Raw genomic sequence first — 18,133 nt, forward strand, 5'->3', positions numbered from 1 at the left:
TAGCACAAAATTTCCGTAAATGCAACATTTGTTCTACAATATTTTTGCCGCCCGCGTGATCCGGCGGCAAAGACGCCCGTGTGTCTGCCACAAAAGGCGGCGGACGGCAGGGGCGGATTTTTTAGTTTCCGATTGGCAGGGAGATGGTCACCACCGTGCCGCCGCCCTGTGCGTTGGTAATGTCGAACTTTCCGCTGTGCAGGGTGACAATTTCGTTGCACACAGCAAGGCCGATACCGCTGCCCCGGGCTTTGGAGGAGCCTTTGTAAAATTTCTGCTTCACGTAGGGCAGCTCCGCCTCCGGAATGCCGGGGCCGAAGTCCCGCACCCGAACCACCTCGTATTCGTTTTCAAGAGCCACAGAGGCGGCGATCCGTTTGCCGGAGCCGCCATGTTTGGCGGCGTTATCCAGCACGTTGCAAAACACCTGCTTCAGCCGTTCCGGGTCCGCGGAGATAGGGGGGAGGTCCTCGCCGTCGGCGTCGTAGTCCAGCTCAATGTCCTCCTGACGGAACAGCTCGCGATAGGTAAAAATCGCGTCCTCAAACTCGCTGCGAAGGTCTACACCCGCCTCTACCCGCAGGGTGAAGCGCCCGTCCTCCATTTTGGAGAATTCTAAAAGCTCCTCCACCATGGTACTTAGGCGGCGGGCCTCCCGCAGAATAATGCGGATGCCCTTGCGAAGCTGCGCCGGGTCGCCGGAGGCGTCTGCCAGAATTGTCTCGCCCCATCCGTTGATGGCGGTGAGAGGGGTGCGCAGCTCGTGGGACACGGAGGAGATAAACTCCGTTTTCATCTTCTCGTTCCGCCCGATTTTCATCGACATGTCATTGATATTATTCACCAGCTCGCCCAGCTCGTCGGTGTACCTATTTTCAATTTGAAGCCCGTAGCCCCCGGCGGAAATTCGCTTCGCCGCATCGGACACCACCGCCACCGGCTCCACCACCCGATTGATGAACAGGAGGTTTGAAACCACCACCATCGCCATGCAGACAGCCGCAATCAAAAATACCGCCAGCACGGATAAAAGCCCCTGCCGGTCCACGTCCCGCAGCGCCGTCACCAGCCGCAGCACGCCCACTACCCGGCTGTTAAACATCAGCGGGTAGGACACGGAGAGGATGCGCTCTCCCGTGGCGGGGTCCTCACCCTGAAACACGGCCTTTTCCCCGGTGGAAACCGCATCGGGAATGTCGGCTGTTTTGGGAGAGGTTCCCACGGTGAGTCCGTAGCTGGAGGCCTGAATGCGTCCGCTGGGGCTGATGAACTGCAATTCAATGCGGTCCTTGTCCTCAAAAGAGTCAGTGGAGTACACCGCCATCTGATAGTACTCCGCATAGCTGTTCATGAAATAGCTGTTGAAGGAGTCCGCCGCTTCCTGCGCCCGAATCTCCAGGCCACGCTGCATCCCGCCGTAATAATAGCTGGCAACGCCGGCGGAAAACAGCGTCACAATCAGCACCAGCAGGGCAAGTACGGGCATAATGGTGTTGAGAATCCACCGCTGGCGCAGCCCGCCGATGTGCAGATATTTTTTTCGCATACTTCCGCCTGTTTTCGGCATGATTCTCCGTCCTCTTTTTCCTTTTATCGTAAGCGCGGCGTCACAGGCCCCATTTGTAGCCGTAGCCCCAAATGGTGGTGATAAACGCGGGGTTTGCCACGTCGTCCTCAATTTTTAGACGGAGCCGCCGAATGTTCACGTCCACGATTTTCAGCTCCGCAAAATAGTCCCGGCCCCAGACCGTGTCCAAAATCTCCTCCCGGCTCAGGGCCTTTCCGGGATTCTCCATAAACATCTTCACAATGGAATATTCCACCTGCGTCAGTTTAATACGCTTGCCGTTTTTCTCCAGCGTGCGGTTCCGGGTGTTCAGCAAAAAGGGCGGCTGGTTTAACTCCCCGGCAGGCGCTGGGTCCTCGCCCCCCGCCCTGCGAAACAGGGCGTCCACCCGGGCGGTAAGCTCGGCAGGGGAGAAGGGCTTTGTCACATAGTCGTCCGCACCGGTCATCAGGCCCGTCACCTTGTCCATCTCCTGTGTGCGGGCGGTGAGCATGATGATGCCGATTTTCGTGTTGGTGGCCCGAATCCGGCGGCAGACCTCAAACCCGTCGATACCCGGCAGCATAATGTCCAGCAGCGCCACCGTCACGTCTGGGTTTTCCCGCAGCCGATCCATGGCTTCCTCGCCCGTTTCCGCCTCGATGGCGTCGTAGCCTGCCCGGCGCAGATTGATGACAATGAAATCGCGAATGCTGGACTCATCCTCCAGCACCAAAACTTTTTTCATGAGTGCTCCGTCCTTTCCAAGTATTCTCAGTTGTCTCCCGCCAGCCATTCTCCCGTGATGAGGCTGAAAGCGGCGCGCAGTTCGTCCTCCGTCATGCTCAGTGGCCAGGTGTTGTTGGCTTCCGGCAACAGCTCCGCCGAGTAGACCGTTTCGGCCCGGCGGCTGAGTATGAACCGCCCGCCCCGCACGGCTTTAATCTCCCGGCTGCTTCCGGTGACGGCACTGATTTTCAAAAATTCCCGCGTCCCGGTATCATCGCGGTAGGAGAAGGTCACGGTGGCTTCCTCCGGGCCGGAGTCCCGCCGCACCGTCACCTGATTCAGCCAGCTTTCCGGCAGGACCAGATACCAGCCATCTTCCACGTCATGGTAGGTAGACGCGACCCGCGTGGAAGCGCCTGAAATGTCGTAGCCCCGCCACTCGATGCGGTAATAACCCTGCCCGCCCTCGGACATGGCGATCAGCGCCGGAACCGGCGCTTCGGTGGTTTTGTCGCCATTGATGTCCGTGGGGTAGAGGGAGAGGAACCGGGCGATCTCGGTGGATATCCCGGTAATGTCGGAGAGCACAATGTTGTCCAGCTCCCCGTCCCGGTCCACCAAAATATCTGTGATGGCGGTGGTGGAATCAGAGACGCCTACCACAAACAGCGCCGGCGTTCCGTCCTGCAAGGCGCCGGATACCACCCGGCCCAGATTGCTCAGCTCCGCCATGGTGACGGATATTTTGCAGGAGGATTTCAGCGCCATGGTTCCATCCTGCCAGACATACCGCTCGGCGACACCCATGCCCTCCGTGTCCGCCCGGAAGGCCACCAGCTCGCTGCGGCCGTCTGCGTCCAGATCGGTCAGGACGTACTTGACATAGGTGGTGCGCAGCAGCTCCTCGGGCTGCTGGCCGCGCAGGGCGTAAATCGTCAGCGCTTGCATCTCGGAGGCGGTCTTCCAGCCCACCGCCAGCTCCGTGTAGCCGTCCCCGTCAAAATCGCTGTATACGATGCTGAAGATGGCGCTGCCGCTGCCTTCAATCACGGCGGAGCGATGGTAGCTTCCGTTGCTGGCGCTGAAGATATAAATTTTCAGAGGCTTTTCCTCGTTTGGTTTGCGCATAAAGGCAAGGGCTTCCTCTTGTCCGTCTCCGTCCAGATCCACCAGTTGCACCGGCTGGATGTTGGACCCGGAGGTGGGGGCGGCGTATTCCGCGCCTTCTTCAATCAGCGTGTTGATGCTGGCCTCCAGCTCCCGGTATTCGGCAGGAAGACTGGGTAGGCTGTAAAGGTCCTCCGCAGTTTCCGGCTTTAGCCCGGCGCAGCCGCTCAAAAGAAGACAGAGAGCCGAGAAAAGCGAGACTGCGGCCATACACCTCAGCTTGTTTTTCAATAGGTCCGCCTCCTTTTTGCCGCCCCGTTAGGGTCTAAACTCTTTTTATCTCAATTATAACAGTATATCATACCTTTTATCGGTTTGGTAGTGTTTCTTCACGTTTCCGGGCGCAATTTACCGACTGTTCACGTTCCGAAATTTTCCCCGCGGCGGTTCAGCACCAATTTTCGCAAAATTGCACTTTACATTTCCAAAAATCATGCTATAATATCATTTGTCTCTGGCTCCGGAGAATTCTGGTGTGCGCCCTGCCTTGGGGGAGCGCCTTGCTTGGCTGGAGCCGCAGCCGGTAAGTCTGCGGGAAATATTTGGGGGCGTAGCTCAGCTGGGAGAGCAAGTGGTTTGGTTCTATGCCCTCTCGTTTTGGGGCGTAGTTCGTTTGGCTGGCATTTGGTTCGCATCACACAAGAAAACTAAAAATTTAAAAAATCTGGGGGCGTAGCTCAGCTGGGAGAGCGTACGGTTCGCATCCGTAAGGTCGTGAGTTCGATCCTCATCGTCTCCACCAGATAAACCGCGAAATTATATGATTTCGTGGTTTTTTCATAACCTTTTTAGGGCTTTGCGTGGGATGCGAACCGCTTGCCTGCAAGCCTTTTTGCGGAATTTCTGGAATTGTCCACCACCCGGTTCGCATTTCAAAAATGGCTCTCACTTCTATATCAGGCCGTAGGCTGGAGCATTGCTGCTCCGGCCTTTTTGCGATCCTCCCCCGCCTCGTTGGGGCACAGGGATTGAAAGTCCTCAAAAGATACGTTAAACACAATTTCAAGCTCATAGTCGCGGCGGACATAGACCGCCTTGACAAACTGGATAAGGTAGAATAAGTTGCGCGAATTGAAGAAGGAATAAAAAGAGACATGGTTTGCAGCTCTTTGATAGAATGAAGTCACGACACACCATTCTGAAAGGAAACAGCAAACCATGTCTGAGAGAATTGTACAGTTTAATGAGGAAGTAATCAAGGGCAAATCAAGGAATTAGTCCGTGGGAGTGTGGAAGAAACGCTCAACGTGCCTCGACTCAAAGGAATTTCCTCCGAGACTGCCATCATTGAGCGGTATCGCGGCTGGATCGCGCAGCGCGTGGGCGTATAGCAAACGCCGTCTGTCACTTGCTCCATGTCCGTCTCTCAAAAGCCGAGACGCCCGTAAATCCCCAATGCGGAGTGCGGAGAATTTATCGTTATATGCCCCGTGGGATTCTCCCGGCCTGGCGTATAGGAAAATTCAATATTGGTTATTCCATTGCCCTCCTTTAATTCCAACAGTTCATCGTCGCACAGCTCCCGTATTAGTGGAAACAGCTCCGATCTTGTGCCAAATGTAACGCGGCTGATCTTCGAAACGCCGTTGGGGTGGACAAACCTCTTTGGCTTGGGATCGATGTTAAAATAGGTCATCAAGAATGGAATTTGGAGATCATTCGGGGCGCCCACCCTGAATCGAAGCTTGCGTCCCTTCGTATCGTTGCGGCGAGAAGGCGTTTGAAACATTGTATACCCATATTTTTTAAGAATGGCGCTCTCGCTCTCCAAATTTTCCGCGTAGTTTTCCAGCGCCAGCTCGCAGGGACCGCCTGCGTGGGCATCATAAGAATCCAGACGATCAACCAGCTTTCCCTGTCCCAAAAGGCGAAACATTTTTTTCGCCGCTGCGGGCATTTTCGTGCCTGCCAGAAGCTCAAAATAAGGGCCCTCGGAAAAGTAAACCAAGGCATTGATCGGATTTTTCTCTCTGCCGTATTCTACCACAAAGCCTTTTTCTCGAAACGCTTCCACACCCTGCTCCAAATTCTGAACACGGTATATAATGTGACTGACTTTCACCCTTCTTTCCTCCTATAAAAAAATACCGCCGAGTATTTCCTCCTGCAGGGCAGAGGTTCTCGCAAACTTTGGTTAGTTTTATCTAACTGCATTTTACTCCTAAACAATTTCAAATTCAAGAAAAATCTGCGAGCAGTTAAAAAAAGCGCAGGAGTGCAGGCCGTCGGCCCGCACTCCTGCGCTTTCGCCATTGTATGGAAATCCATTTTCTTTAAATGTTGAAGATATTTTCGGTCAATTATTGTCCGAGCTGCCAGCTTCCCGCGCGGCTCTGTTCCTCCCAGAGATGGGCATACAGGCCCTCACGGGCCAAAAGCGCTTTGTGAGTCCCACTTTCTGCCACACGACCATTTTCCAGAACGATAATGCTGTCCGCGCTCATTATGGACTGAAGCCGGTGTGCAATCACAACCACGGTTTTATTCGCCACCAGCGCCGAGATGGCCTGCTGAATCAACACCTCGTTTTCCGGGTCCAGCGAGGCGGTGGCTTCATCCAGCAAAACGATGGGGGCATCCTTCAGCAGAGCGCGGGCAATGGAAATCCGCTGCTTTTCTCCACCGGAGAGCGTTGACCCGCCTTCTCCAACCACGGTCCGGTATCCGTTTGGAAGCGCCATAATAAAATCGTGGCAGGCCGCCGTTTTTGCCGCCGCAATAATCTCTTCCGGCGAGGAGTCGGCGCGCCCCATCCGAATATTTTCCTCAATGGTATCGTGAAACAGGTAGACGTCCTGAAATACAATGCTGACGCGCTCTAAAACCTCGTCGGCTTTCATATGCCGGATATTCGCACCGCCAAGGCGGACCTCACCCTCCATCGGGTCCCAGAAGCGGGCAGCCAGACGCGTAATTGTGGATTTTCCAGAGCCAGAGGGACCAACCAGCGCTGTCACGCTGCGCGCGGGGAAGCAGAGAGAAATGTCGTGGAGAACCTCCGTCTTCCCATACGAAAAGGAAACGTGGTCAAAGGTAATGTCCGTGCCATTGGGAATCTCCTGCTCTTCTGGCTCGGTCAGCGGCTCTTCCGCGAAAAGGTCTGCGATTCGCTGCCCGCTGCGGCGGGTCCGGGCAAAGTCGGCAATAAAGGTAAAGAGGGTCAGCACAGGCTCATAAATTGTAAGCGTGAGGATCAGAAACGCAATGTAGTAAAAGGGATGGAGTTCGCCCCGGGTGAGAAGCACGGCGCCCATTAGCATCACAATGCCCATTCCGCAGTTCAGCACAAAGCGGCCCAGCATACTTACGGGAGCCGCCGCCCCCGTCTCCAGCCGAATGGCGGAGCTGCGCTGCCGCTCGAAGGACGCTTTCAGACTTTCAAACTGCGCACCTGCCATGTTAAATGCCTTTAGGGTCTGAATCCCGCCCACATATTCCAGAATGCGGGACGAAACCTCCTGCTGAGATTTTTGAAGGTCCGCGCTGATATACCCCATTTTCCGCAGACTGAGAAACGCAAAGGGCAGCGCCAGCGGAATGACCAGAAATACCGAGGCCGTCATCCGCCAGTCGAAGGTGGAGAGCACCGCGATGGCCAAGGCAAAGCGGATCAGAATGACCGCCACCTGAGGCAGCAATTGCTGAGCGAGGTCCCCGATGGTCTGATAATCCCGCAGAAGGACCGTAGAGAGATTTCCGGCGTCCCGATTGGAGTAAAACCCCATGGACAGACGGCGCAGGTGCTCTCCCAGCGTAATTTGGGAATCCCTGATAATGCCGGCAAAGCCCGTGCACGCGTCCAGATAGGTCTTTTGGCGAATAAAGTTATAGGCAATAAACTGTGCCAGCAGGCCACCGGCAAACATCCATAAATTTTGCACGGGCAGCGGTGTACCCGGGCTTTCCAAGGGCACGAGCAGATAATAGACCGCCCCCAGCATCAATCCGTAGGGTACGCTCATCACAATGCTGTCGAATAAGCTCCAGCGCAGCAGCCGCAGATATTGCCCGGGCTGTCCCAGCGTCACGGTTTCAAACCACTGCTTCATATTCATACGCAAGCATCCTCCTGCCGAATGCTCCAGCGGTCCCGCCGCTCATTGGCATCCACCAAATTTTTATACAGCTCACAGTCCCGCAGCAGCTCGCCGTGGGTTCCGCTGCCCACCAAGCGCCCCTTTTCCAAAACCAGAATACGGCTGGACTTTTCCACCGTTTTCAGCCTGTGGGCAATCATCAGCACGGTTTTGTTCTTGGAAAGCGCAGCAAAGGCTGCCTGTATTTTTGACTCGTTATCTGCGTCTGCATAGGCCGTGGCTTCATCCAAAATTACAATGGGCGAATCCTTCAAGAAAATGCGCGCAATGGCAATCCGTTGCTTTTCTCCGCCGGAAAGATACGCGTTTGAATCGCCTACCACCGTCTGATACCCATTGGGCAGTGCCTGAATTACGTCATGGATACCTGCATTTTTTGCCGCCTGCTCCACCTCTTCAAGACTTGCCTGCGTATTTCCCATGCGGATGTTCCGTTCCACCGTATCGTGAAACAGTACGGAATCCTGAAATACGCAGGACACCAGATTCATCAGCCGGTTGGGCGGAATTTCCCGTATGTCCACTCCGCCAATTTTAATGCTTCCCGCCTGCGGTTCGTAAAATCGCAGCAGAAGCTGCGCCAGCGTGGATTTTCCGCCGCCGGACGGCCCCACAAGGCCCACCACGCTTCCCTGCGGGGCGGAAAAGCTTACCTCCGACACCGCTTGAAGGTCCTGCCCATAGGAAAAAGATACGTTTTCAAACGTAATGTCATAGGTCTGAGGATTTCCTGTGCCGTCTTCCCCCAGCTCCGGCTGTGTCAAAATATTGTCGATTCGGTTCACGCCCTCTACAATCCGGTTTGACATAATTACCATCTGCATCATATTTTCCATCGGCTCTTTCAGTCCGCCGCCCACCAGAAAAAATAGCAGGATTACCGGCAGAAAATCAAGATAGCTTTTTGCTGTGGGAAGCAGCACCAGCGCCGCAGGTAGCAAAAACATGAGCTGGGCACCAAAAAAAGCGTAATATGCGCCTATGGGCTTTGCGTTGGCATGGGCCGTGCGGCTTACGATATCGGCAAAGGCGTTCAGGTCGTTTTCATAGCGCCGAAACGCGCTGAGGGACCGGTTAAATACCTTTACAACGCTCATCCCGTGAATGTACTCGACAATGGTTCCCTGCATTCTTTCCTGACTGTCGTGCAGCTCCACCTGTAACGCCGCCTTGTCAGGCTGCTTCAGACAGGCGGAAAGCAGGCACAGGGAAATGCAGATAGGCAGAAGCGTTACCAGCGTCAGCCGCCAGTCCATTCCGAAGAGATACAGCAGGGTAAACACCGGCGTGGCAATTGCCGCGGCAATATCGCAGATGTGATGGGCAATAAATGCCTCTAATTGCTCCGCGTCGTCCGAAATAATTTTTTTAATGGCGCCCTGTGTGGTGCCGGTAAAATAGCCGGAGGAAATCCGGGCCAGCTTATCCATCAACTGTATGCGCAGCTCATAAATAATGTCGTAAGCCGCCGTGTGTGATATGGCGGAGGAGAAATAGGCGCATACACCGTAAATCAGCGCCGCCCCGAACGTTACTTCGGCAAGAAAGACAATGCGTCCGCCGTCCACCTCCGCCGCAAGCGTGTAATGCACAAGCAGCTCCCGCACCACGCCATAAATGGTGAAAAATGGCACAATTCTTGCCGCTGAGGAAAGCACCGCAAGAAAACACGCGAAGACCAGCTTTTTTCTTTTTCCGCCTGCAAGTTCAAAAAGGCGGGAGAGCCCCTGCTTTTTTGGGGGAGTCTTTGGCAATTGCTTCATATTATTTTTCCTTTCTCAAGTTAGCTTTAGCTAACCTCTGAACAAAAAAACACCGTTTAGTCGCTGTCTTCAAAAACAAGATAGAACAGAAGCCCGTAGATATGCTCCAACGTTTCATCCAGCACATCGGCGTGCAGCGCGTCTCTGTTGACTTTTGCCAGTGTCATGAGCTTAATTAAATTTGCAACAACATGGATATTCAAATCCTTGCGCACATGCTCCATATGGTCGAAGAGGGCGTGCATAATCCAGGCTTCCCGCTGATCGTAGACACTGTCGTCGGGATTGCAGTATTCAACAGGCGAGATAGCTTTCAGCTTTTCCATATCCGCCGCCGTGAGATATTGGTAGATGCTGTCCTGGCTGAAAACAATCTTTTTCAAATACGCTTTGCCCTCGGCGGCAGTCATTTTTTCCCGCCCGTCAAGAAGCTGGTCAAAATACTCTTTGGAACGGTCCCTCTGAAATTCAATAATTTCGGTAACAAACTGCTCCTTAGACGAAAAAAAGTTGTAAAATGTGCTTTTTCCAAGTCCTGCCGCCTGCGTGATTTTTTCCACGGAAGCGTGGGTCATCCCGTGCTGCTTAATCAGGGCAAAGCCCTCGTTCAGCATCCTTACCCGCAGATCCTCCCGCTCCTTCATGGTAAATACTCTGAGGGGCATCCTATCATCTCCCTTTCTTGGCTTGCGACCGATATTGCATGATTGGTCGCAAGCCAAGTGTAGCACCGCCGATCCCACTTCGTCAATAGGGATACGAACTTTTCTAAAAAACATTTGTATGTTTGACGATTTATGTGCCTCCGCTTATCGCTTTATACAGCTTTAAGGACCCGCCCGCGTTCATAGACGGGGAAGTATGCCGGATTGGGGTATTGCGTACGGGCGGCATGGCATATGCTTTTCCCGGGAGGATAAGGAGAAGCTCCGGGAACGGGCCAGATTAGGACGCAGGGGTCAAAGGCGGCCGAAAAACGTGGTGGTCAGCATTGTCCGGGATATTTTTCACTGGTTTGTGCTGGACGACATGAGTAAGCGGGGCATCGCCCTCAAGCTGAATGAGTTGAGAGTTCCAAACCTCACGGCCTATAAGCAGCAGATTCAAAAGCTCAAGTATCAGAATCCCGGAGCCAGACAAAACGACGGACTGTGGTCCGCCAGCAATGTGCTGAGTATTCTGAAAATCAGGTGTACATTGGCAGCATGGTGCAAAAACGATATGGAGTAATCAGCTATAAGGTGCACACGCAGGTAAAAACAATCTAGAATAAATGGTATGTTGTTTCAATTGCCCATGAAGCCATTATCAGCGAAGAACTGTTCCGTCAGTCCCAGACCTTGAGTGACACGCTGGAAGCAATTCAAAAGCGCCCTGTTGTAAACTCCCAATTTAATCGGCTCAGCGAGATGCAAACGCTCCGACAGGAAGAGCTGGATAAAGTGGGCAGGGCCGTCAGCATCAGTAGGGTGCACCTATAAGAAAAATGTGAAACGCCTTATTCGGAATAGAAACTCTCAAAATAAAACATGTGCTGCCACCTTTACACAGTATATAGGACAGATGGTTAATTTGCCCCCAGTGCGGTAGGGGCAAGGTGTTGAAGCTAAACCCAGGAACCAGAGCAAAAGACCTGACAGTGTTTTGCAAGGTCAAATCTATTGTAAATATTGACGAGTGCCTGTGCCACATGATCCGCGATCTGCGGAGACATGCTGGTGCAGGCACTTCTATTTTACAGTCTATGGTGGAGGTGCTGTCGGCGGCCCGTTTGCTCGGGCTTTGGTTGACAACGGCCTTGGAATCAGATATAAAAAAGGTGCGCGGGTAATTTCAAGCGGCCGATGCGTTGCCTGAACTATGTTCGGGCCGGAGGTTTTGGGTAAATTTGAAGCAGGGGCTTCACATGGTTTTTGTACGGAGAAATGATATATGGAAAGCTTAAAAGCATTTTTAGCACGGAAAGACATCGTGATTTCGCTCAGAAGATACGGAATTGACGCAATGGGCGCGATGGCGCAGGGCCTGTTTTGCTCTCTCTTGATCGGTACGATTATCAATGCAATGGGGGCCCAGCTTCACATCCCGTTTTTGATCGCGCCGGTTGTGACGGTCAATGACGTCGCCTATACAGTCGGTTCTCTGGCCACGATTATGAGCGGTCCCGCGATGGCCGTTGCCATCGGATACGCACTGCGCTGTCCCCCGTTGGTCTTGTTCTCGCTGATTACCGTTGGCTTCGCTTCCAACGCGCTGGGCGGTGCGGGTGGTCCGCTGGCCGTGCTGTTTGTTGCGATCTTCTCCGCCGAAATCGGGAAGGCCGTGTCAAAGGAAACAAAGGTGGACATTTTGGTAACGCCGCTTGTCACCATCGGAACCGGCGTGGCCCTTTCCGCGTGGTGGGCCCCCGCGCTGGGAAGCGCCGCCATGAAGGTGGGCGGCATTGTCATGTGGGCGACAAACCTGCAACCGTTTTGGATGGGGGTTTTGGTATCCGTCGTCATCGGCATTGCGCTGACGCTTCCCATTTCTTCCGCCGCAATCTGCGCGGCGCTGGGCCTCACGGGAATTGCAGGAGGCGCGGCCGTCGCAGGGTGCTGCGCGCAGATGGTGGGGTTTGCAGTGATGTCCTTCCCGGAAAACCGATGGAGCGGACTGGTGGCGCAGGGGCTGGGGACTTCTATGCTGCAAATGGGAAATATCGTGAAAAATCCGAGGATATGGATTGCACCGATTCTCACGTCCGCCATTACCGGCCCGCTGGCTACCTGTTTGTTTCATCTGGAGATGAACGGCGCCCCCGTATCCTCCGGAATGGGAACCTCTGGCCTTGTGGGCCAAATCGGCGTGTATACCGGCTGGATAGACGATATCGCGCGGGGTTCCAAGGTGGCCGTAACCTCAGGGGATTGGATTGGATTGCTTCTAATTTCGTTTCTCCTTCCGGCTGTCATCTGCCCGTTGATCAACCTCGTTTTAAAAAAGATCGGATGGATTAAAGACGGCGACATGACGTTATCGTAGGCGGCGCTCGGGTTTTATCAATGCCGATTGTTTCGGCGAAGCCGGATGCACCCGCTTCGCGGCGCCTGTTTTAAAATGACTGATAGGAAAGAAAGGTTGTAAAAACAGAATGGTGAATACGATTCTATTTGATTTGGACAATACCCTGCTGGATTTTAACCAGGCGGAGAGCATCGCGCTGACACAAACCCTGCTTCGACTGGGGATTCATCCGAATGAGGCCGTCATCCGCAGATACAGCGAATTGAATCTGGCGCAGTGGAAGCTGCTGGAGCAGGGGAAGCTGAGCCGAAGCGAAGTGAAAACGCGGCGGTATCGACTTTTGTTCGATGAGCTTGGCGCGGCGTGTTCAGCCGAGAAGGCGGCGGAGATTTATGAATCCCTACTGGAAGTCGGACATTATTTTATAGAGGGAGCGGAAGAGCTGCTGCGGGATATTTCCCCCCATTATCACCTGTACATCGTCACAAACGGAACGGCAAGCGTCCAGAGAAGCCGCATCAAAAGCGCCGGCCTTGAAAAGTACATGGAGGGTATCTTTATTTCGGAGGAGATTGGGTTCAACAAGCCCAGCAGCGACTTTTTCGATTACTGCTTTGCGCAAATTCCACACGTTCGCAGAAGTGCCGCAATGATCGTCGGAGACAGCCTTTCCTCGGACATTCAGGGTGGCATAAATGCGGGAATTCAAACGGTGTGGTTCAATCCGGCACGGCTGCCCAACGATTCGGGCATCCTGCCGGATTATGAAATATATGCGTTAGAGGAGCTTAGCTCCTTGCTGGATAGAAAAGTGCAACCTCAACGCCGGAGATAATGCGTATTTCATCTCTACGAAGCCGACAATCTGATCCACGGTTTCCCTTGCAGAATCGGCGGAAGAAGATGCCTTCTATCAGAAAAAACCATTATAGTTTTTCAAAGGTCATGGGCTGTACAATTCTCCCCAGGTCAACGATTGTGTCTGATAATGCCAGAGCGATCGGGAAGTCCACCGTTTTAATTTGCAGATTTTCATATGTATTAAAAAAATATTTGCATGTGTGCAGGTCAATGAAGGCTGTATACTGCGTGTAATCGTTCGTGTCTCGTACGGTCACAACAGCCCCTTGGGGGATTGACACACTTTTCATAATCTGGAAGAACGAGATGACTGCGGCCTCGGTATTTTCCGGTGGGGGAATATGTGTTTTTAGATATGCTACCCGGACAAAGCGCTCCGGAGAGGTATACCCGCCAGGTAAAGGCATTGTTCCCCCTCCCTGGCCGAAGGGCATCAGTTGAACATCGCCCCAAACCGCTTTCTCCATCTGCCGGGGCGATGTATTCATGTAATTGCGCAGGTTCGTCATATGCCACGGAAAATCAGGGCTGTTGGCTAAAACACCGATTGAGTTGTGGAACATCTCGGCACCTCTGTCCGTCAGCTCCAGAACAACACAATTTCCAGTGCGATCCTCGGCAATCCAGTGTAGCGGAGCCACCGTTTGAGTCAGTGGATCTGATACGCCTATGATATGAATATGATCCATCTGATTCAAGAGGTCTTCCACAGACGTGCAATGCCCCAGAATATAAGTGAGAAAATCATAGGATGCCACCTGAGTGGCCGACGCATCCCGCATGGCGGCGTCATCATACTTGGCATATCCGGCAAAGTACAAAGCGGCGGCCGCAAAACCGTGTTCGTTGACCCCATCGAAAAAGCCGAGAACCCCGTCCAGCTCCTGACCAATTCCCATGAAACTGTAAGGGTTGCATATGTCTTCATGGGTTATCGTGTTTGTCCATCGGTAATTTTCTGGTGCAAAATAAAAATGGGGCTGGAGCAAATAGGAGAAGTCCATGGTCCTTCCAAGGGAGGCTGCCCCCGGCAAAGACTGTAATGTAATGGCCGTACACATGGGTTTCACCGCCTATCAAAATAAACTATAAGTTATCTTATGTGATTGGCACTTTCTGGGTGCTTTATAGACTCCGTCTTGATTTTACGGCATCTTAAAGATAACCGCCTCGACTGTTTTGAGGCTAGTCTGTTTTTATAACGATACCCACTGAATACTGTGAAATCGGTTTTAAGGCTTGAAACTTTACAGGGCAAGCCCAAGGGTGGTATCCCTTGGGCTTGCCCCATTAAATATTAAGCGGAGCACCTTACAGCAGTTTCACAAAAACTGCAAGGAGTTCAGCGTGCAAAAAGGCTGTCTGCGGCGTTGTCGTCCTTGACGGGCGTCAGCCCGCCAGCGTCCTCCGTCTTGCAGCCAGCCGTCTTACGCGGCTCCCTTTTTCGTATTCCTCTGTAAAATTTAATTTAATAGATCATGCGCGTCGCCTGTAAGTGGAATGAGGTCGCTCCGGTCCAAAAGCGACAAATTAAATTTCCTGTTCAGCGCCGCAAAATGGGCGATGCCAAAACCGATTTTTCTTAAATAGGAGAAGACTCCAATCGCGCCGGTGGGGTAACTACGTGCCTCGGTTCCATAGATGGCGCAGAGATCCGGCAAATCACCGAAAATTTCTTCCACGGTTGAACCGTACTTTTGAAACAGGGGGCGAACGGTTCCATTCTTAATTTCATTTCCGATCCTCTCGCCCGTCATAGCCGCCGCCATGGAAGCACGGCACAGGCCGACACTTTTCACCAGCCCATCACCAAAGGCAAGCGCCTTAAATACCTGGTCTTCACTGGCGAAACCGCCCGTTATCGTAATTGCAGGAAGGGGCAAATTCTCGCGTTGGAGCTTTTTTGCCAAACGCACCACTTGATTTTCAAGCATAATGGTGGGGTAGGACCACTCGTTCATCATTTTTGACGGACTGTAGCCCGAGCCGCCGCCAGCGCCATCAAAGGTCACCATATCAACGCCGTTGACGCTGGCCATCCTTAAAACCCGCTCCAAATCAACGGAGTCATACCCCGCCATTTTGAAGTAAATGTTTTTGGCCCCCATGGAGCGAAGCAGTTCAATGTGCTTTGAAATCGTTTCTTCCGTCCACATGGGGAGCCTGCCGTATGTATAAAAATTGGGACAGACACCGTTTTCATATGCTTTTTGCACCGCTGGGTTCTCCGGGTCGGGATGGACCAGATTTCCCAGCGCTTTCTTTTTCAGGGCGGTTTCCATATCCTTGATTTTTATAACAGGCTGGACGCCCTTTGCCGACTGCCCAAACTTAATTTCAATCGCATCAAAGCTGTATTTTTGCAAAGCAATCTGGGGAACGCCCAGCAAATCGTCGTCGGGGTTGCACTGCAAGATCATTTGACCTTTGCCTCGGTAATACGGCTCATAGCTTTTTCTGATGGAGGCGAGAAAGGGAAAGTCCACAACCTGCCCATTTTTAATAACGAGTTCTGAGTCGTTATTTCTGGCGTGCTCACCGATTACACAGCTTACGCCCGCCATGGCAGCGCCGGCAAAATAGTCCTTCCAGTTGAGCTTTATCAGCGCGGGCAGAATCAGGGGCAAATCCATCTCAATTTGATTGCGCGTTCCATAGGTCGTGGATAAATCCATGTTAAAAACCGTAGCTTGCTCCATATCCTCCGCAATTCCCCGCGCGCCGAATACCCGCCCGTTCATATTGAAATGAGAGTAATCAACGGGATAATTTTTTTCGGAGGCAATCTGATTGTCGCCCGTTGTTATGGGGTATACAGTTTGAGCGCCCAGCACCGCCGAAAGCGCAATTTCGCAGGTGCCCGGGCAGTCTCTGGTGCACATGGAGCACATGCCGGATGTGGAACAGGTGGTCTTGCTCTTGTTCATACCGCCGGTGAATGGGGAACTCAAGTTCGGTGAATACGACATTTTAAAACCTCCTCAAGATTACATTTGCTATGATATCTTTTTACAAATAACTGTACCATATATCGGTTAAATTGCAAGCAATTTGCACAAAAAGCAATATGCCGTAATCATTAAGCGAAGTTTCACTGTGCAAACAAACTGCGCAGCTCAATCAGTTCTTGCAATACAGCGTCGAAACGTATAACATAAAGAATAATATTTTAAGTTAAGCAATTATATGGTGAGCCACCGCTGTAAAGAGGTCGGCTGTGTCCCCGCCACCATGTGAGATCATATGCCATTCTCTCAGGCAATTTGCAGCATGCCCTGCGTCTGTGCGGGATGAGGGAAATCCTCTGCACTCCGACCCATGAAAACTGAAGCTGTGTGTAACAGAGAAAAAGTAGAGGACGGTGACCCTATATGCATAGCTCGGCTTTCTCAAAAAGACACTTTTTGCAGCTCTATCTGCTAAGTATATTGATTGTGGTTCTGCTGGCAGCTCAGATCGGCAATGCGGTCATCCAAGGCGGCTGGTTTGCCGGTGTTCCAGAAGTAAAGATAGCAGCCGACAATTCCTATGAGAGGACATTACGCGTAGTGGGAGACATTGATTTTGCGCCGTATTCCTCCGTTGCGGACAACGGCTCCTATACCGGCCACGACATCGAGTGCATCAATGAAGTTGCCAATCGGCTTGGTGTAAATGTTGAGATTCACCTGACGACCTGGACAAAAGCCACTGAAGCAGTGAAAAACGGGAGCGCGGATATCGTCATGGGGCTGGAGAGCATCTCCAATCGAAATGACGGGCTGATGATTACCTCCATCGTGGCTGATGACGCGTTCGTTGTATATGGAAAGGCACCCATCAGCGGTGTGAATGATCTGAAGCAGGGGCGCCTTGCCACCATTAACGGAAAAACCGAAGTTGATATCTATGGCATCGAGGAAAACGCGATTTACTATGATACTTATTCTCAGGAACTGGAAGCGCTGGAAGCCGGAGAAATTGACTACGCCGTTATGCGCGCATCCGTGGCAAAGATGCTGATTCAGCAGGAAGGATATACAGATCTGCTTCAAGTTTTTGCGATGATGGACAGTGGATTGGGTCTGGGCGTCCGGGAGGGCGAAAAGGAATTGGCGGCAGAGCTTGACGGTGTGATCCGGGAGATGCAGTTGGACGGGACACTGTCCTCCCTCCAAAGGAAGTGGTTTACCACCTATGTGTTTACCCGTTCTCTTCCAGAGGTTCTGCATGAAAGCAGCACGTTTTATCTGGTTACCACCTGCGTGATCCTTTTGAGCGCCGCGGGAATCGGTGCCCTCATCCAGCGGGAGCGGGCAGCCGCCCGAGAAGCACAAGCGGAGCGGGAACTTGCCCTGAGTCAGGCGGCCTTGGCGATTAAGGAAACCGAACTGGCAGATGAACGGGCCAGAATTATCCTGTCTCAAATCCAGCCCCACTTCCTTTTTAATGCCCTTGGAACGATTGGACAGCTCTGCCGTAAAGATTCCGAGCAGGCCGCGATCGCCATCGACACCTTCGCCCGGTATCTGCGAACCAATCTGGAATCAATGGAAAATGTCAGGATGGTTCCATTTACTCAAGAATTGCAGCACATAAAAACGTACCTGTGGCTGGAAAAAATGCGCTTCGGAAACGACCTGAAGGTGGTATACGATATGGCGTGTGAGAATTTCTATTTGCCGCCCCTGACGGTGCAGCCAATCGTGGAAAACGCCGTAAAGCATGGGCTGGGACAAAAAGAGGAAGGCGGCACCGTGATTATTCGAAGCAGGGACCTGGGAAGCATCTGTCAGGTGCAAATTGAGGATGACGGCGTTGGGTTTGACGAAAAGACCGTGCTGGAGGACGGCCGCATCCACATTGGCATTGAAAATGTGCGTCGACGGTTGCGATTCATGTGCAGCGGCAGCTTAATCATTGAGAGCCGCGCGAACAAAGGCACCGTCGTAACAATTTGCATTCCGAGGGATGAGTGACGTACG

At 52.6% G+C, this 18,133-nt stretch carries 14 protein-coding genes, 1 tRNA gene and 1 pseudogene; 6 read left to right on the plus strand and 10 right to left on the minus strand.

Annotation, left to right across the window (positions count from 1 at the left end; genetic code table 11):
- Positions 1-121 precede the first annotated feature (121 nt).
- The 3 genes from RTU96_RS03195 to RTU96_RS03205 form a co-directional block, all read right to left on the minus strand.
- Entirely contained in the window at positions 122-1,546 is a 1,425-nt protein-coding gene (locus RTU96_RS03195) for a HAMP domain-containing sensor histidine kinase (RefSeq protein ID WP_312634909.1), read from the minus strand.
- 61 nt (positions 1,547-1,607) lie between these two features.
- The gene (locus RTU96_RS03200; protein WP_312634910.1) at positions 1,608-2,294 is read right to left on the minus strand and encodes a response regulator transcription factor; all 687 of its coding nucleotides are present in this window, start codon (positions 2,292-2,294) and stop codon (positions 1,608-1,610) included.
- Positions 2,295-2,320: 26 nt separating this feature from the next.
- The gene (locus RTU96_RS03205) at positions 2,321-3,673 is read right to left on the minus strand and encodes a VCBS repeat-containing protein (protein ID WP_312634911.1); all 1,353 of its coding nucleotides are present in this window, start codon (positions 3,671-3,673) and stop codon (positions 2,321-2,323) included.
- A 435-nt stretch (positions 3,674-4,108) separates the two neighbouring features.
- Between RTU96_RS03205 and RTU96_RS03210 the strand changes: the two genes are divergently transcribed.
- Positions 4,109-4,184 (plus strand) — tRNA-Ala (locus RTU96_RS03210).
- Positions 4,185-4,338: 154 nt separating this feature from the next.
- Here the strand turns inward: RTU96_RS03210 and RTU96_RS03215 are convergent.
- On the minus strand, positions 4,339-4,569 hold the full coding sequence (locus RTU96_RS03215) for a hypothetical protein (protein ID WP_312634912.1): 231 nt from the start codon (positions 4,567-4,569) through the stop codon (positions 4,339-4,341).
- Between the two features lie 31 nt (positions 4,570-4,600).
- Between RTU96_RS03215 and RTU96_RS14730 the strand changes: the two are divergent.
- A pseudogene (locus RTU96_RS14730) lies at positions 4,601-4,743 on the plus strand (IS256 family transposase); the annotation flags it as partial.
- Positions 4,744-4,808: 65 nt separating this feature from the next.
- Here the strand turns inward: RTU96_RS14730 and RTU96_RS03220 are convergent.
- From RTU96_RS03220 to RTU96_RS03235, 4 genes are all read right to left on the minus strand, one after another.
- Complete coding sequence (locus RTU96_RS03220; protein ID WP_312634913.1) at positions 4,809-5,504, minus strand: VOC family protein; 696 nt, start codon at positions 5,502-5,504, stop codon at positions 4,809-4,811.
- A gap of 238 nt (positions 5,505-5,742) precedes the next feature.
- A complete protein-coding gene (locus tag RTU96_RS03225) occupies positions 5,743-7,497 on the minus strand; it encodes an ABC transporter ATP-binding protein (RefSeq protein WP_312634914.1) in 1,755 nt (584 codons plus the stop codon).
- Complete coding sequence (locus tag RTU96_RS03230; protein ID WP_397356347.1) at positions 7,494-9,302, minus strand: ABC transporter ATP-binding protein; 1,809 nt, start codon at positions 9,300-9,302, stop codon at positions 7,494-7,496. Before RTU96_RS03230 ends, RTU96_RS03225 begins: the two co-directional genes overlap by 4 nt.
- 56 nt (positions 9,303-9,358) lie before the next feature.
- The gene (locus RTU96_RS03235) at positions 9,359-9,967 is read right to left on the minus strand and encodes a TetR/AcrR family transcriptional regulator (protein WP_312634918.1); all 609 of its coding nucleotides are present in this window, start codon (positions 9,965-9,967) and stop codon (positions 9,359-9,361) included.
- 196 nt (positions 9,968-10,163) lie between these two features.
- Between RTU96_RS03235 and RTU96_RS03240 the strand changes: the two genes are divergently transcribed.
- The 3 genes from RTU96_RS03240 (at position 10,164) to RTU96_RS03250 (ending at position 13,143) form a co-directional block, all read left to right on the plus strand.
- Complete coding sequence (locus RTU96_RS03240; RefSeq protein WP_312634919.1) at positions 10,164-10,532, plus strand: recombinase family protein; 369 nt, start codon at positions 10,164-10,166, stop codon at positions 10,530-10,532.
- A gap of 702 nt (positions 10,533-11,234) precedes the next feature.
- The gene (locus RTU96_RS03245; RefSeq protein ID WP_312634920.1) at positions 11,235-12,326 is read left to right on the plus strand and encodes a PTS sugar transporter subunit IIC; all 1,092 of its coding nucleotides are present in this window, start codon (positions 11,235-11,237) and stop codon (positions 12,324-12,326) included.
- Positions 12,327-12,435: 109 nt separating this feature from the next.
- Positions 12,436-13,143 carry a YjjG family noncanonical pyrimidine nucleotidase gene (locus tag RTU96_RS03250; RefSeq protein WP_312634921.1) on the plus strand — a complete coding sequence of 236 codons (708 nt, stop codon included), beginning with the start codon at positions 12,436-12,438 and terminating at the stop codon, positions 13,141-13,143.
- A gap of 91 nt (positions 13,144-13,234) precedes the next feature.
- On the opposite strand, the gene RTU96_RS03255 is transcribed toward RTU96_RS03250, so the two are convergent.
- Together RTU96_RS03255 and RTU96_RS03260 are read right to left on the minus strand one after the other, a co-directional pair.
- Positions 13,235-14,230 (minus strand): choloylglycine hydrolase family protein, encoded by a 996-nt coding sequence (locus tag RTU96_RS03255; RefSeq protein ID WP_312634923.1) that lies wholly within the window; start codon positions 14,228-14,230, stop codon positions 13,235-13,237.
- Positions 14,231-14,632: 402 nt separating this feature from the next.
- Complete coding sequence (locus tag RTU96_RS03260; RefSeq protein ID WP_312634924.1) at positions 14,633-16,096, minus strand: glutamate synthase-related protein; 1,464 nt, start codon at positions 16,094-16,096, stop codon at positions 14,633-14,635.
- A gap of 477 nt (positions 16,097-16,573) precedes the next feature.
- Here RTU96_RS03260 and RTU96_RS03265 point away from each other — a divergent pair, with 477 nt between their 5' ends.
- Positions 16,574-18,127 carry a transporter substrate-binding domain-containing protein gene (locus tag RTU96_RS03265; RefSeq protein ID WP_312634925.1) on the plus strand — a complete coding sequence of 518 codons (1,554 nt, stop codon included), beginning with the start codon at positions 16,574-16,576 and terminating at the stop codon, positions 18,125-18,127.
- Positions 18,128-18,133: the final 6 nt, after the last annotated feature.

The sequence above is a fragment of the Oscillibacter sp. genome (genome assembly GCF_032018205.1).
Lineage (GTDB): Bacteria > Bacillota > Clostridia > Oscillospirales > Oscillospiraceae > Oscillibacter.